Origin of the sequence: Flavobacterium sp. S87F.05.LMB.W.Kidney.N, from assembly GCF_004366435.1 — a bacterium.
Lineage (GTDB): Bacteria > Bacteroidota > Bacteroidia > Flavobacteriales > Flavobacteriaceae > Flavobacterium.
The window spans coordinates 297,543-312,461 of the sequence record NZ_SODX01000006.1 but is presented as its reverse complement, the minus strand read 5'-3'; the positions used below and the strand labels follow the sequence as shown (position 1 = coordinate 312,461).

Below are 14,919 nucleotides of genomic sequence, written 5' to 3'. Positions count from 1 at the left end.
ACTTATTTCAAAGCTGCAAACATTATTTCGTCAATATGAACAACACCTGTCAGCGCTGTATTGGCAGTTTTTGCAATTTTTGAAGCAACCGAACTTGGAATTTGGATATTGAAATCTGAAATTGAAATTGGGAAATCTGAAATTACCTGAATGCCGTCTGCAACTTTCTTGATTAGAGCATTTACAACAATCTCTTTCATTTTTCCTCGTAAATAAAGCTTGCCTTTTATCTGATATTGCTTTTCGACTTCATTAATATCTTTCAAATCAAATTTTTCTATTTTGCCTTTAAATACAGCTTTAGGATAACGACGGCTCTCCATATAATTATCGTTAAAATGCTCTTGCATCATATCGAGTTTAAAACGAAAATCTTTGATCATTACAGTACAAATAAAAGTACTTGTTTTAGGTTCTAAAAGAATTGCAACTTGTCTGTTAACTGCTTTTATTTCTTCAAATAGAGGAACAGACGCCTCAAAGTTTACCGTGGCGGTATTGGTAAAAAATTTGTCTTGAGCAATTACAGAAAAAGCAGTAAAAAATAAAAATAATAAGGTAGTTGTTTTCATAATCGTCTACATTTAAACAATTATGTCATTCAATAATTGCAGTTAATAGAAAGTGAAAAAAAAATCCGATTAACTATAAAAATTGAACGGCAGTTATTCAGTGAAAAAAAAAAATTTCGTAACCAAATGATCACATTTAAAGTTACGAAATTTCGACAAGCAAAGTTCTAGAACTAATGCTAAATATTTGTGAATGTTTTTAAAAGTAAAATGTTTTTTGTAAGATGTGAAATGCTCCTTAACTACATTTTTACTTCTGTACAGATTTCGATTAAAAATCCATTTAAGTCTCGTGCATAAGCCACAACTTGTCCCCACGGTTTTTCTACAGGTTCTGAAACCATTATCGCACCAAAAGAAGTCGCTTTTTGTAAAACTTCTGGAACATTTTCAACAATAAAACCTATTTCTATGGCAAAAGGCTTATCTTCTAAACTGCTTTCTATAAAACCGTCTTTCAAATTTTGCGATGCCAGCTTTTTAGATGCAAACGAAAGTGTTGTTTCTCCGGTAATTAATTCGCCATAATCATTATCCGGGCTTATAAATTTCCTTGAGAATCCAAATGCATTTTCATAAAATGCCAATGCCTCTTCGACATCTTCAACGTACAAAATGGTATATCCAAACTTTATCATGTTTTCTTTATTTAATGTGTATTATATAAATATAAGAAAAATTAGCTGATTTCTAGAAGGACATTATATTTTTCTAAACTGGCTAAATCCTCAATAGAGTTTATATTTGTAAGTTTTTCGTGCTCTTCGACTTCTCTTCTAACTTCGATATGTTTAATTGCTTTTCTAAAACGACGGACTTCCTGCAGGTTTGACAAAATTAATCCAGGAACCTGAACACTCTTTCCTTCTTTATCTTTGGCAACCATTGTAAAATAAGAGGAGTTACAATGTTTAACAACTCCAGTCTGAATATTTTCTGCTTCAACACGAATCCCGACAATCATTGAACTTCTGCCGACATAGTTTACAGAGGCTTTCATGGTCACCAATTCTCCAACTTCAATTGGTTTTAGAAAGTTTACGGTATCTACAGAAGCCGTTACGCAATAATTACCGCTGAATTTCGATGCCGAAGCAAAAGCAATTTGATCTAATAGTTGTAAAATATAACCTCCGTGGATTTTACCGCTGAAATTGGTATGCGAAGGCAGCATTAATTCTGATATGCTGATTTTTGATGAAGAAACGGGTTTAAAATCTGTAGTCATGTTTTTGTTTTTTGGAGTGTATTTTATTTTTATTTTTTAAACACATAGATTCAGAACAAAACCTATGTTTCTATGTGTTTTATTTTTTTTTAATTCAAAAATTCATTTTCATCTGAATTTAAAGCTCTTGTAATTATATTTTCAGGAAGTGATTTCTTGGCCTTTGCTCCCATTTTTTTCAATCTTTCTACGCTTGTAATCAAGTTTCCTTTTCCGTCAACCAATTTGTTCATTGCGCTTTCGTATTCTGTTTTGGTATCTTTTATCTTATTTCCAATTCGGACTAAATCAGAAACAAAACCTTCAAATTTATCGTATAATGCGCCGGCTTGTCTTGCGATCTCAAAAGCATTTTCCTGCTGTTTTTGATTGCTCCACATGCTGTCTATTGTTCTCAAAGTAGCCAGAAGTGTACTTGGCGTAACAATTACAATATTTCGGTCGAATGCTTTGGTGTATAAAGCTGGATCTTCATTTAAAGCTATCGCAAAAGCTGGCTCCATCGGAATAAATAACAGCACAAAGTCGGGGCTTTCTATCTGATATAAATCGTGATAATTTTTACTGCCAAGCTGTTCCACGTGCCTTCTAATAGAATTGACATGCTCTTTTAGATACTCTATTTTTAAAAGCTCCGATTCTTCGTTAATCCATTTTTCATAAGCCGCCAGTGAAACTTTAGAATCGACAATCATTTTTTTACCATCAGGAAGATTGATTACAACATCTGGAAAAACACGATTCCCTTCGCTGTTCGTAAAACTCTGCTGTACTTCATATTCTCTTCCTTTCTCTAATCCAGATTTTTCCAGAACGCGCTCTAAAACCAATTCGCCCCAATTTCCCTGCATTTTACTGTCGCCTTTTAGCGCTTTGGTTAGATTTAAGGTTTCTTTACTCATTTGTGCATTCATTTCGCTTAAACCTAAAATCTGCTGGCGAAGTGCGGCGTGATAGTCGATGCTTTCTTTATGGGTCTGATCTACTTTTTGTTCAAAAACATGAATTTTATCCTGAAGCGGCAATAGAATATTTTTCATATTCTCGCTGTTCTGTTCGGTAAACTTAGCCGATTTTTCTTCGAGGATTTTATTGGCTAAATTTTCAAATTCTTTGGTGAATTTTTCCTGAAGCTCGTTGATTTCATTTTTTTGTTCTTTATGTCGTTCCCACAAATTTTCAAAATCAACTTCTTTTTTAGAAAGCTGAATCGCCAGACTGTCTTTCTCTGTCCGAATGTTTTCTTTCTCAAAATTGAGCAGCTGCAATTGTTTTTGAAAGTAATTTTTTTCACTTTCAAATTGCTCTTTCTGCATTTGCAACTGGCTGTTTAATGCGTTTAATCGCTCTTCTGAAATTGCTTTTTCTGACTGAAATGTAGACCCGGAAAGCATTTTACCTAAGTATATTCCAACAAAAAGCGCCACTACAAAAGCCAATAAAAATGGTAGATAATCCGACATAACTAAGTTTATTTTACGTAAAAGTACGCAATAATACGTAGTACTTAGTTTTAAAAATTAAAATTTCACGAATTCGTATTTAATCCAAACTAAATCAACATTTTATTTTTTTTCCAAAAAAAAATAAAAGTTTTACGCAACCTTTTTTAAAAAGTTCAATCTACAAGATATAAACCTATTAAAATAAATTATGAAAAAATTAATGTTGAGCTTATTTATAGCTTTCGGATTTAGTGCATGTTCTCTAAATAATGATGATAATTATGTTGACTGCGGTGCTAATACAAATGTAGCTTTTACTGGATTTCCCTTCTATTGTAATTATAGCGTAAAATCGCAGCCTAACAATGCGGCTGTAGCAGTTGTTGCAACGCAAGAAAAAATGAATGAATTATTCCCAAAACATGATAACACATGTCCTGTTGCAAGCGATCCTAATATTGATTTTACCAAACAATATTTAGTGGGAATTTTTGCGGGAGCTAAACCTACAAGCGGATATGCAATTAAAATTACTTCTATTGTAGAAAACAATTGCGAAATTGTAGTTAATTACTACGAGAAATCACCAGCGCCAGGCGAAAATATAACTCAATCTCCTACTTATCCTTCAGACTTTGTTTTAATTCCAAAAACATCAAAAGGTTTTATTTTCATTAAAGCTAATGAAAGTCCTGATACAGCAATTATTGGTAGTTTTAATAACAATTGTACTGGTGCAGACTGTCAAAAATTCTTTCAAGTTAATGATTACAGTATTTTAAAATTCTTAAATGTTGGCGCTAATCAATACGATTTTAATCAATATAAATACACTCCAACAATAAAAAGAGGTGATTACACAATATTATTAAAAGCTGTTCCTGCTGAAATTTTAGCTTTAAAAGGACAAACTAAAATTTACGGCGCTCCAGATGCAGCAGATCAAGGTGGTGTTTATTTTGAATTACGCCAAGGTATAACAGTAACTAAGGTTTATATTGACAATAATGATACACAAGATCAAAGTGCTGATATAAAAGCTTTCAAAAAACTTATTCAAGAAAAAATTACTAGTTTAAAATAATCCCCCCGATCATGAAAAAACTCTTTATCTCTTTTATTGCATTTTTTCTTTTTGCCAGTTTTTATTCCATAGACAAGACTTTTAGTGCAGGATCTAGTTCTCTTGTAAATACTTGGATTTGGGAAAAATCTGTAGGCGGTGCTAATAATCCGTATGTCGCAACGCCAAAAACTATTGGTTTTACTAAGAAAATTATCTTTACTCCAGATGGGAGAGTGATTACATATAAAAATAATGTAGAGATTAGAAACAGTCCTTATCAGGTAGAAAAAGGGATAGGATATCTTGATCAGTCAGAACATGATCTAATTACGTTCGAAGGCAAAACTTATGTGATAGAAAACCTTGACAATCAAAACCTAACGATTTTGAGTAATAACCAAGACGCAGCTCGTACTATTTTTAAAAGATAGTTTTATAAGCTTTTTAGAACTATTTTTGCCAAACCAAACAATACCACATTTTTGAAAGACGAGTTAGAAAAATATATCAAACTGTGCATGAAAAATGACAGAGAGGGACAACTGAAAATTTATCAGTTGTTCTCTCCTGTTTTGTATGGTATCTGTTTGAAATATATGAAAAACGAGGATGATGCAAAAGATGTCTTTCAGGAAGCCTTTGTGATTGTCTTTCAGAAAATAAACCAATACAAATTTGAAGGAAGTTTTGAAGGATGGCTCAAGCGGATTTTCATCAACAAACTCATCGAGACTTTAAATAAAAAAAAGAAAGAAAGTTTCTTTTTAGATGTTTTTGATCCAGATACTGATTTTGTTGAAGAGGAAGAATTAGAAATTATTCCGATGGAGCAGGAAAAACTTCTAGAATATATTCGGGATTTACCAGACCAATATCGAACGGTTTTTAACTTATATGTTTTTGAAAAAATGAAACACAAGGAAATTGCCGAGTTATTAAAAATCTCCGAAGGAACATCAAAATCAAATTTAAATCGCGCCAAACACATATTACAAAAGCGAATTTTGAGCATAAAAAATTTTAAGACAGCATGAAGAAGCAAAAAATAGAAGATATTTTTTCATCAATGGAAGACTTTTCGAGTGTTCCGCCTCCTGAATTATGGGGACAAATTGAAGAAAAATTAGACAAACCAAAAAAGAAGAAGAGAGCTATTCTTTGGTGGTCGGCTGCTGCATGCTTACTATTAGGGTTGCTTCTGCCCTCAATCTTACATTTTAGTTCTTCTCCTCAAAATAAAAACTTTGATAATGGGAAAGGTGGTTTCGAAAATAATCGGGTAGTTCTGGATGAAAAAATAAATGATAATACCAAAAAAGGCAATATAAACAGTAATCACAATCATAACAAAACCCTTGATTCTGTAACTAATGTTTCTTCAACAGAAGATAAATTAAATAATTCAAAAGCAACGCAAGAGCAAGAAACTGCTGTTGCACATGCCAATTCGAAAAACAAAACCAATAAAAAGGATTCTGAATCTCATATGCAGCTTCCGAATAATAATGTTCCGAATCAATCTCTTGCTGTTCAGAATTTTAATTCTCCAGAAGAAAAATCAGGTACTCGATCTTCAAAAAAATCTATTTTAGAAAAAGACAAATTTTCTAATACTAAAGGAATCGCTGAAGAAAGAGTCGCTTTTGGAAAACCAAACAAATTTAATTCTACGGCTAAAAAACAGCTTTCGAATTCTATTTTTAATGATAAGTTAGTTCCTAAAAACAATAACAATTTTGCTTTCAATACTGAAAGTTCCGCTGGGAATACTAATCCATCAAAACAAAATGCACTTGTTAATAAGAATGAAAAAGTTTCCGAAAAAACTTTAGCCGCTAATACAAAAGAGAACTCAAAATTCAATACTGCTGCTTTAAGTAAAAAAGATTCTATGCAGCTGGCAGAACTTCAAAATTTAGAAAAAGGAATTTTAGCTCCAGAAACTAAAAAAGAAGAAAAGGATAAAAAAGACAAATTAATTAACAAAAAAGAAAAATGGGCTCTTTCTGTTTTTGCCGGTGTTGCGAGTTCTGAAAACACTAAAAATGAAAAGACTTTAGGCAATGTAAACGACTCCAAACAATCTAATTCTTTTGGGGTTAAAACGAAATACAGCATTAATAAAAAATGGGCTGTGGGTTCTGGTTTAAAAATCAATGAACTTGGTCAAAGTGTGGCGAATGTCTCTTATGTAAGTGCCAAAGGTAATGCCCTTTTTGCTCCTGGTGAATATGCCAGCAATAGTAATAGTCCCGTTTCGCAGGCAAGCAGTAATTCTGATTATATACTGATATCAAACAGCACCAAAGAAGCTTTAAAAGGCGATAATATCCAGAGTGGAAAATTGGATCAAAATCTACGATATATTGAAATGCCCTTGGAGGTTTCTTATTCTATTTTTAATAAAAATAAAGCCAGCATTAATTTGAATACAGGTGGTTTTGTCGGGAAATTAATTTCGAACAATGTTGCTTTAGACGGCCATTCTATAGGCGAAAATGTAACTGCAAACGATTATGTTTACGGTTCTACTTTGAGCAGTACAATTCAATATCGAGTTTACAAAAAAACAAATGTTTTTGTAGAGCCTGCTATGAATTATTACATCAATCCTCTAAACAGCCAGTCTTTCAATCAGTTTCAATGGGGATTAAATTTCGGATTAAATGTTTCTTTCTAAGTTATATTTGTAGTAATTTTCAGAAAATTAATTATTATTTCTTTTATGAGTTTTACCGCTTCTACGATTGATTCAATGCCAATTCCAACTGATTTATTATTAGCCAAAGAAAGTATTTTTGACCAAACTGACCTTCATTTAACAGCGCTGCAAAAAGAAGCCGAAAGTGATGAATACAGCGCTTATCGTTTTCTGTTGAATGATAAAAACATTTGTTACCGTGAAGCCAAAATCACTCCAACTAAAACTGGACAGTTTGTTACTTTATGGAAACGTAATAAAACTGGGACAATCGAACCTTTTGATTACTCTGATGCAATAGAGTTTGTAATTGTTAGTGTTCGTAAGGATCAAAATTGGGGACAGTTTATTTTCCCTAAAAAGATATTATTGGAAAAAGGTGTTTTTTCAACCCCAAATAAAGAGGGAATTAGAGCAACAAGAGTTTATCCGCCTTGGGATGAAACGACAAGTAAACAAGCTCAAAAAACACAAAAATGGCAGTTAGATTATTTTATTTCGCTTACTAATTCAAATAAAATTGATTTCGATCAATTGAGAAATTCTTTTATAGATTTTCAATAAAAAAGGCTTCCAAATTTGGAAGCCTTTTTTTGTTTTTATTTTTCTTATTTTTTAAGAATCTTATCTTTAAAGATCACTTTGTTGTTTTCGGTAACGGTATAGAAATAAACTCCCGAAACTAGATTTCCAACCGCAACAGCTGCTGTACTAACTTCAGATTCGTTTTTAACGCTGATTGGATTTCCAATTACACGTCCGTTGAAATCGTATAATCTAATTTTCAGATCTCTTCCTTGAGTTGTTTTTACATCAAAATTCAGAACATCTATAGCAGGATTTGGATACGCTTTTACATAATATTTGTTCTTTTCAAAATCTGGCGTTGAAAGCACATCTTGTTTTAACTGAAAACGCGCTATTACTGGTCCGTGATCTGAAGTTGTTGTGGTATAATTTGCAATATCACTACGCGGATCATAAACGGCTGTAGAGTTTGAAATATAATCATCTATTAGCTCATTAGAAATCGTAATATGATCTAAGAATCCGCCTGAGCTCAAAAAGCTGTATGCACCAGCCTGGCTTATTTCTAAAGTAAGTGCTTTATAATTATTGGTGTCTGTTACAAAAGCTTCATAAGAAGAAGGCTGTCCTTCAATTACAGATGCTTTTACATCATCATTGTAATCTCCCAAAAGAATAATATTGGAGTTTGCATAATGAGCATCTAAGCTGTCTTTCAAAACCTGAGTATCATATTTACGCATGTTGTAACGAGAAATATCAGTTCCGCTGTTAGCACGTGCATGAAGATCTATTAGATTAATTTCATTTTTAACTCCATTAAGATTTGTTTCTATTGTTACCATATAAGGCAGACGCCCTGAAGAGAAAAAGTTGCTATTGCTATCTCCTGGATAATTATTCAACGTTTTAGTTCCATTACGCAATTCGGTATAGAATTTGTCAAACATGACACGTGTTTTTTTCACTGTTACGGTTTGTGTATTATAAAGCACTACCAATTTCTGAGGTGGAAAATTTGGATCAGAAGGCGGATCTTGCCAAGAATAGGACCATACATTAGAAATACTTTTTTCAAATGTTTTTCCGTTTACATTTATTTTCTGAATTAAAGCATCAATCTGAGCATCACTAGAAACCTCTTGTACTACGTAAACATCTGCATCTAATTTATTCATGACTTTGGCCACGTTTTCTAGTTGTAAGGGCTTATCTGAAGGACCATAAGCTGAAGTCGGAGCACCGAAAAACTCTAAATTGTATGTTACTACATCAAAAGTATCTGCTTTTGGCAAAGAAGAACCAGTCAATGAACCTATTTGCTTGTTTAATGAGGTTCCTGTTACGGTTAAAGCTCCTGATATTTTAAATTCTTTTACTGTTGGTGCAAATTTTGCATAAAGTGTTTTTCCTGCTAAAGCATCGGCAGCAGTAATTACTATACTGGATACAAACGAAACATTATCTGCTGAAATTTGATAAGAAGCAGGAGATGTAATTGTAATATCTCCATATCCTTCTGCCTTAAAGTTAAACGATTGAGAGTCTGAAACTGTATTTGGAAGTACAACTCCAAAATCTAAAACAGGATTTGAATCTACATATCCAATCTCATTTGTTACAGCAAAATCATCAAAAGACCATTCTGATGCATTGGTATTACCTCCCGCAGTCGTTTCATAAACCCAAGCCAAATAGGTATTGCTTGTCTTATAATTATCTAGCTTAATATATTGAGATTGTGCATAAGTACCTGTTACAGTCGGAAATGCTCCATTTATTTCTGTCCATGTTGCTGTATTAGGATTACTAACACCATCATAATTCGTTGAGACCATTAATTTTAAAGAGGGACCGGCATAAAATTTACGAGAATAAAAAGACAGCAATGGAAGTGCTCCAAAATTATCTAAACGTAATTTAGGTGAAATCAACCAATCTTTACTTGGTCCATTATCTGAAAAACCATTTATAAGAACTGCGCCAGTTCCCGAATTTACATTTCTAGTTACTGAAGTATAAGACCATTTGTTTACTGGTCCGGCTTCGTTATATTGTGTCCATCCGCTATTTGTTAAAACGTTTGGATCGTTAAAATCTTGTTTATAAGGATTGATTCCTGTTCCTGTCAAAGTAACCGTTTTTGTTACAGCGCCAGTCGATTCATGAGTGATCTGTCCTGTAAAATTAGCAACAGCATTTGGAATAAATTTCACATATACTGTTGGGGTAGCATTTGATGAGAAATCAGCAGGAACAAAAGTCAGAGAAGAGGCAAACGTGCTGTTATCTTTAGAAATAGTAAAATTTGCTGTAGAAGTTAAAACAACATTTTGAGTTAAATCAATTGCTCCAACTTGGTAACTTAGAACCTTTGCTTCATAATTTGCTTCGGAAAAACCTAAATCTAAACTTGTCGTAGTAGTTGTTAAAACTGGAACTGCAGAACTAGCTGTAGTAACATCAACTTTATTTACTACTGCCTGAATATTACTAGAAGTATCTTCAGAAACAGAATAAACAGAATAACTCGTATTTAAAGTAAGTCCCGAAAAAGTTTTGGTATATTCCTGAGCAGGATCTACAATATCTATACTTCCTGCTTGTAAAGCTGCAGTACCATTTGAGTCTTGACCAGCTTTCACCTGCGCAACGGTTGGCGCAGCACTTCCGCCTGGAAGCAGTACAAAATAAGTTTTTCCAGCTTCATCTAATTTATAGATAAAATCAAAACTTTCGGCTAAAACATTATTTGCTTTAGGAAAACCAGAAATATCAACTGGTGCTGTAATATCTCTTCCAACTTTTATATTATCTATAGCAAAAGATGGGCGAGAACCTCCCCCGCTAAGTTGTCTTGAAATCCATCTAATCTGTACTACAGGCTGATTATCACACTCTGCTGGCAAAATGATATTTATAGTCTTAGGATTTTGAGGGGTTGTATTTCCCGTTCCAATTTGGGTCGTAGTATTATTTGAATATAACGTTCCAGTTACTGAAGTAAAACTCGCAGTTGTTCCTACTCTATATTGCAATATCATTTCATTGATACGATTATTGGTTCCATCGCCGTATGGATTACGAATCGTCATTGCATCATATTGAACAGGAATAGAGAATTGTCCAGTTGCATCAAACGCAAAACCAATAGTCAAGTCTAACGAACCTGTATTCAAAAATCCAATTTTTCCATTATAATTATGAAAATTACCGCTGCTAGTACTGGCAGAACTATTGGCTACTAAAGCTCTATCAGCACCAAAACTACCAGATGTAGCAAATTGACTTTCACCTGTTGGATTCGAAGTTCCTGCAGTCCATCCCTGATATCCTGCTGGATAAGATGTATCTGTTACTAAAAGTGTATTAAAATTCTGTGAGTGTGGCAATTTTTGCGGAGCTGGCATTGTCTGAGAAAAAAGATCTCCAGAAAAACAGCCCAAAAAACATAGTAAAAGCAAAAGCTGTCGCGAAAAGTAAAGTTTTTTCATACGTTAAAGAATAGAGTTTTTAGAAGTCAAATTTATAGCCTTTAAAGTTAAGCTAATATTATAAAACTATAAACTTAATGTTGAGTTTTTTATCAAAATAATTCAATTTAAAACAACATAAGCTTTATTAAATTAAAATTACTACAACCAAAATCTCTTAATTCAAAATATAATTCAAAAATAAACAATCTTTAAAAACGCTAAAAAACTCCATGTTTCCTACAAACCAAAGGGTTTTTAAACAAAAAAGAAGCGAACTTTTGTTCGCTTCTTTTCCTAATTCAAAATAGTATTCTCTAAAATTATTATACCGCAGTATAACCTCCATCGGCAATAATATAACTTCCTGTTGTAAATGATGATTTATCAGAATTCAAGAAAACCACCAATTCAGCAATTTCCTCTGCAGTCCCTAAACGATTCATTGCAGATTTTGCTGCAAGAGCGTCCATCATATCTTTATTCAAATTATCTTTCAAAAGTGCTGTTTCAATATACCCAGGTCCAACTGCATTACATCTAATATTTTTCTGTGCATATTCTACAGCAATGTTTTTTGTCAAACCGACAACTCCATGCTTAGAAGCTGTATATGCAGGACTAAGCGGAGCTGCAACCTGCCCATGGATTGAGGCAATGTTTACAATACTTCCACCTCCGTTTTTTTCCATTTGTTCCAATTGATAACGGCATGCATAAAAAACACCGCTTAAATTTAAAGCAATAACTTTATCCCAAGCTTCTGGCTCATATTCTCCAGTTGGTTTTGCAGGTCCGCCCATTCCAGCGTTATTACATGCAATGTCAAGACGGCCGTATTTTGAAACGGTTACCTCAACCATGTGTTTATTATCAATTGCGCTCGACGAATCTCCTTTTACAAAAAAAGCTTCTCCGCCCTTTTCCTTTATAATTTTAACGGTTTCTTCACCGTGATCAACATTAATATCAGATACTACTACTTTTGCTCCTTCTCGAGCGTATGCTTCTGCAACTGCGCGTCCGATTCCTGAACCGCCGCCAGATACAAATGCTACTTTATTTTCTAAAAGTGACATATTCTTACGATTTAAATTTGTACCCCTAATTTACGAAGATCTACACCGATACTCAAGGTTTGAAAAGAGTTTACAATAACATTAACGCTTACCGCTAATGTTATGTTATTTGATATTAAAATGACCTAAATTTCTAAAAAATTTTGTATTATTCATCTTCATCCAATTTCATATTACCACGGTCTTTATGACTTTCTGGATTTGAATTTGGATATCTGTTAGGTGTGATATCAGAATTTCGGTCTTTATTTTCTACCGTCTTTTTTGCTTCTTCTTCAGAAGATACTCCTCGATTTGAATTTGGATTATCTGAGGAAACTTTTGGCGTTTTTAATTGAATATCCTCATTTTCGTTTCGAGCTCGGTCAACTATTTTTTTATCGCCGTCGGCATCGGTTACGATTTCTTTTTTCAATTTAGCATCCTTTAAATCTTTATCGTGCGAAACGTTTTTTCCTTTAGATTCGTCAATATCTTTCTGCGTTCCGTTTATCTTTTTTGTTCCTAAATTATCCGTTCCCATAATCGTTTTATTTTTTGGTTTCTATTATAATATTACGAATTCTAAATCTTAAAATTAAATGGTTTAACATTGCTTTGGGTTTAAAAGGCAAGATCTTTCATAATTTATTATCTTTATTTACAACATTTTAAGATTATGATTCTTTCTCGATTCATGCTGTTCCCCGTTTTGAACTCATTTTTTGCAGACTATTAATATGCTTAACTGTCGCTTTAATTTTAAGAAAGAAACTATCTTTGCAAAAAATTAAAAATGCACAGACACTTCATTCTTTTTAAACCTTACGGCTACTTAAGTCAATTTATTTATGAATTAAAAAGAAAGAAAAAGCTTTTGGGAGAATTGCATGATTTTCCGGAGGGAACAATGGCAATTGGAAGATTAGATGAAGATTCTGAAGGTTTGCTTTTACTTACTACCGACGGAAAAGTAAGTGAACAAATTAGAAGCAAAAAAGTTGACAAAGAATATTACGTTCAAGTTGACGGCATTATTACTCAAGAAGCAATTGAAGAACTGCAAAAAGGTGTCGAAATTGGTTTTGAAGGCGGTAAATACAAAACAAAACCCTGTTCAGCTTTTATCGTAAATGAAATTCCTGATTTTGGACCAAGAGCCAAAAAAATCAGAGACGAACGCCATGGTCCTACTTCGTGGGCTTCTATTACTGTAAACGAAGGGAAATTTCGTCAGGTTAGAAAAATGACTGCTGCAGTGGGTTTTCCGACTCTTCGCCTAGTTCGCGTTCGAATAGGAAATGTATATTTGCAAAACCTAAAAGCTGGAGAAGTTCTGGAGGTAAACGATTTTAAATTAGAAAATATGTCAATTAGATAATTAGATAATTCTTGAACTAAACCCATAACTCATAACCCAAAACTCAAAACTCAAAACTCAAAAAAAATGCTAAACGTAGTTCTTGTAGAACCAGAAATACCAAATAATACCGGAAATATCGGCAGATTGTGCGTTGGCACAGAAAGCCGTCTTCATTTGATTCACCCGTTCGGATTTGTTATTAATGATAAAAACCTAAAACGTTCTGGATTGGATTACTGGGTTCATCTTGATGTAACCGAATATCAAAATGTAGAAGAATGGATTGCACAAATTCCAGATCATTCTCGTGTATTTTTAATGAGCTCTCATTCTGATAAGTCATATTTAGAGAATGAATTTCAAGATGGTGACTGGTTAGTTTTCGGAAAAGAAAGCGTTGGTTTGAGTAAGGAGTTTATGGAGAGATTTGAAAATCATTTAACGATTCCGATGTCACCGCTTATTCGTAGTTTTAATATCGCTAATTCTGTTGCTTTTGTGGTTGGAGAAGCTAAGAGACAAATTGGATTGAAGAAATAATACCTATAGTATCTCTCCTGCAATGTTTTCAAAACCTTGTAGGTATAAATTCTGAAGTTGATGTTTTGAAACTTACAAGGTTTTGAAAACATTGCAGGAAGACGAAGAAAACTAAGTCACAATAAATTTCCCTTTTTCAGCATCAAAAACAATATGTTCATCTTTGAATAAATTGCTGAAACTTCCGTTTGAAATTAAATTACAAGGCTGATCTTGAGTAATATTTTCCGGCGTCATGATAATCATTTCATCGCTTAATTGAATCGCCAGATCAATATCGTGTGTAGAAAACAAAATACATTTTTGAGTTTCCTGGGTCAGTTTTTTTAATAATTTGAATAAAGAAACTTTATGCAGTAAATCCAAATGAGTTGTGGGCTCATCTAAAATAATTAATGGTGTATCCTGTGCCAAAGCTCTGGCGATTAAAACCTTCTGCAATTGGCCATCGCTGATTTCGAAATGCTTTTTTGAGGCTAAATGTTCAATTTGTGTCAGCTTCATAGCTTCTTGAACTTTCAGAATATCTTCATTTGATAAGGTATCAACCCAATTGGTATACGGCTGACGGCCAAGCGCAACTAATTCAAAAACAGAAAGATTGCTCGGAGGTAATTTTTCCGTTAAAACCAAACTCAAATTTTGCGCTAATTCTAAAGGTTTATAGTCGGAAATATTTTTTTCGTTTAAATAGACATTTCCAGATAAAGGCTGCTGAATTCCGGTAAGAGTTCGCAGTAAGGTTGATTTTCCAATGCCGTTTGCTCCTATTAAAGTAATGAGTTTCCCAGCAGCTAAATTTAGATTTAGATTTTCGGCAATGGTCGTAACGCCTTTCTTGGATTTATATCCAATATCTAAATCTGATGTCTTTAATATACTTATCATTTTTTTTAAGATTCTAAGTTACTGAGATCCTAAGGCTCTAAGTTTTTTTTGCCACAG

15 protein-coding genes are annotated in these 14,919 nt (G+C 33.3%); 7 read left to right on the top strand and 8 right to left on the bottom strand.

Going from position 1 to position 14,919, the window contains the following annotated elements:
- Nucleotides 1-2: 2 nt before the first annotated feature.
- From EDB96_RS18600 to rmuC, 4 genes are all read right to left on the bottom strand, one after another.
- On the bottom strand, nt 3-572 hold the full coding sequence (locus EDB96_RS18600) for a YceI family protein (protein ID WP_134142522.1): 570 nt from the start codon (nt 570-572) through the stop codon (nt 3-5).
- 242 nt (nt 573-814) lie between these two features.
- Nucleotides 815-1,210, bottom strand: coding sequence for a VOC family protein (locus EDB96_RS18595; protein WP_134142521.1), 396 nt, complete (start codon nt 1,208-1,210; stop codon nt 815-817).
- A gap of 41 nt (nt 1,211-1,251) precedes the next feature.
- A complete protein-coding gene (locus EDB96_RS18590) occupies nt 1,252-1,800 on the bottom strand; it encodes an acyl-CoA thioesterase (RefSeq protein ID WP_057117795.1) in 549 nt (182 codons plus the stop codon).
- An 89-nt stretch (nt 1,801-1,889) separates the two neighbouring features.
- A complete protein-coding gene (gene rmuC, locus EDB96_RS18585) occupies nt 1,890-3,263 on the bottom strand; it encodes a DNA recombination protein RmuC (protein WP_134142519.1) in 1,374 nt (457 codons plus the stop codon).
- Nucleotides 3,264-3,453: 190 nt separating this feature from the next.
- Between rmuC and EDB96_RS18580 the strand changes: the two genes are divergently transcribed.
- From EDB96_RS18580 to EDB96_RS18560, 5 genes are read left to right on the top strand one after another with little or no spacing between them, the layout of a single operon-like run.
- Entirely contained in the window at nt 3,454-4,329 is an 876-nt protein-coding gene (locus EDB96_RS18580; protein WP_057117793.1) for a protease complex subunit PrcB family protein, read from the top strand.
- Nucleotides 4,330-4,340: 11 nt separating this feature from the next.
- Nucleotides 4,341-4,742 (top strand): hypothetical protein, encoded by a 402-nt coding sequence (locus EDB96_RS18575; protein WP_057117792.1) that lies wholly within the window; start codon nt 4,341-4,343, stop codon nt 4,740-4,742.
- 51 nt (nt 4,743-4,793) lie between these two features.
- A complete protein-coding gene (locus EDB96_RS18570; RefSeq protein ID WP_057117791.1) occupies nt 4,794-5,345 on the top strand; it encodes an RNA polymerase sigma factor in 552 nt (183 codons plus the stop codon).
- On the top strand, nt 5,342-6,991 hold the full coding sequence (locus EDB96_RS18565) for a hypothetical protein (RefSeq protein ID WP_134142518.1): 1,650 nt from the start codon (nt 5,342-5,344) through the stop codon (nt 6,989-6,991). The genes EDB96_RS18570 and EDB96_RS18565 overlap by 4 nt, the downstream gene beginning before the upstream one ends.
- A 45-nt stretch (nt 6,992-7,036) precedes the next feature.
- Entirely contained in the window at nt 7,037-7,576 is a 540-nt protein-coding gene (locus EDB96_RS18560) for a MepB family protein (RefSeq protein ID WP_134142517.1), read from the top strand.
- 44 nt (nt 7,577-7,620) lie between these two features.
- On the opposite strand, the gene EDB96_RS18555 is transcribed toward EDB96_RS18560, so the two are convergent.
- The 3 genes from EDB96_RS18555 to EDB96_RS18545 form a co-directional block, all read right to left on the bottom strand.
- A complete protein-coding gene (locus EDB96_RS18555; protein ID WP_134142516.1) occupies nt 7,621-11,034 on the bottom strand; it encodes a T9SS type A sorting domain-containing protein in 3,414 nt (1,137 codons plus the stop codon).
- A 305-nt stretch (nt 11,035-11,339) separates the two neighbouring features.
- The gene (locus tag EDB96_RS18550) at nt 11,340-12,092 is read right to left on the bottom strand and encodes an SDR family NAD(P)-dependent oxidoreductase (RefSeq protein ID WP_134142514.1); all 753 of its coding nucleotides are present in this window, start codon (nt 12,090-12,092) and stop codon (nt 11,340-11,342) included.
- Nucleotides 12,093-12,240: 148 nt separating this feature from the next.
- Nucleotides 12,241-12,615, bottom strand: coding sequence for a hypothetical protein (locus tag EDB96_RS18545; RefSeq protein WP_134142513.1), 375 nt, complete (start codon nt 12,613-12,615; stop codon nt 12,241-12,243).
- Between the two features lie 252 nt (nt 12,616-12,867).
- On the opposite strand from EDB96_RS18545, the gene EDB96_RS18540 reads away from it, so the two are divergent.
- Together EDB96_RS18540 and EDB96_RS18535 are read left to right on the top strand one after the other, a co-directional pair.
- Nucleotides 12,868-13,452, top strand: a complete 585-nt coding sequence (locus tag EDB96_RS18540) for a pseudouridine synthase (protein ID WP_134142512.1) — start codon at nt 12,868-12,870, stop codon at nt 13,450-13,452.
- 66 nt (nt 13,453-13,518) lie between these two features.
- Complete coding sequence (locus tag EDB96_RS18535) at nt 13,519-13,974, top strand: tRNA (cytidine(34)-2'-O)-methyltransferase (protein WP_057117784.1); 456 nt, start codon at nt 13,519-13,521, stop codon at nt 13,972-13,974.
- A gap of 111 nt (nt 13,975-14,085) precedes the next feature.
- Here the strand turns inward: EDB96_RS18535 and EDB96_RS18530 are convergent, their stop codons facing one another.
- Nucleotides 14,086-14,862: an ABC transporter ATP-binding protein gene (locus EDB96_RS18530; protein ID WP_057117783.1), complete on the bottom strand. Its 777-nt coding sequence runs from the start codon at nt 14,860-14,862 to the stop codon at nt 14,086-14,088.
- Between the last annotated feature and the right edge of the window lie 57 nt (nt 14,863-14,919).

Coding starts and splice junctions, on each gene's coding strand:
- EDB96_RS18600 (WP_134142522.1), bottom strand. CDS start 572: ATGAAAACAACTACCTTATTATTTTTATTTTTTACTGCTTTTTCTGTA.
- EDB96_RS18595 (WP_134142521.1), bottom strand. CDS start 1,210: ATGATAAAGTTTGGATATACCATTTTGTACGTTGAAGATGTCGAAGAG.
- EDB96_RS18590 (WP_057117795.1), bottom strand. CDS start 1,800: ATGACTACAGATTTTAAACCCGTTTCTTCATCAAAAATCAGCATATCA.
- rmuC (WP_134142519.1), bottom strand. CDS start 3,263: ATGTCGGATTATCTACCATTTTTATTGGCTTTTGTAGTGGCGCTTTTT.
- EDB96_RS18580 (WP_057117793.1), top strand. CDS start 3,454: ATGAAAAAATTAATGTTGAGCTTATTTATAGCTTTCGGATTTAGTGCA.
- EDB96_RS18575 (WP_057117792.1), top strand. CDS start 4,341: ATGAAAAAACTCTTTATCTCTTTTATTGCATTTTTTCTTTTTGCCAGT.
- EDB96_RS18565 (WP_134142518.1), top strand. CDS start 5,342: ATGAAGAAGCAAAAAATAGAAGATATTTTTTCATCAATGGAAGACTTT.
- EDB96_RS18560 (WP_134142517.1), top strand. CDS start 7,037: ATGAGTTTTACCGCTTCTACGATTGATTCAATGCCAATTCCAACTGAT.
- EDB96_RS18555 (WP_134142516.1), bottom strand. CDS start 11,034: ATGAAAAAACTTTACTTTTCGCGACAGCTTTTGCTTTTACTATGTTTT.
- EDB96_RS18550 (WP_134142514.1), bottom strand. CDS start 12,092: ATGTCACTTTTAGAAAATAAAGTAGCATTTGTATCTGGCGGCGGTTCA.
- EDB96_RS18545 (WP_134142513.1), bottom strand. CDS start 12,615: ATGGGAACGGATAATTTAGGAACAAAAAAGATAAACGGAACGCAGAAA.
- EDB96_RS18540 (WP_134142512.1), top strand. CDS start 12,868: ATGCACAGACACTTCATTCTTTTTAAACCTTACGGCTACTTAAGTCAA.
- EDB96_RS18535 (WP_057117784.1), top strand. CDS start 13,519: ATGCTAAACGTAGTTCTTGTAGAACCAGAAATACCAAATAATACCGGA.
- EDB96_RS18530 (WP_057117783.1), bottom strand. CDS start 14,862: ATGATAAGTATATTAAAGACATCAGATTTAGATATTGGATATAAATCC.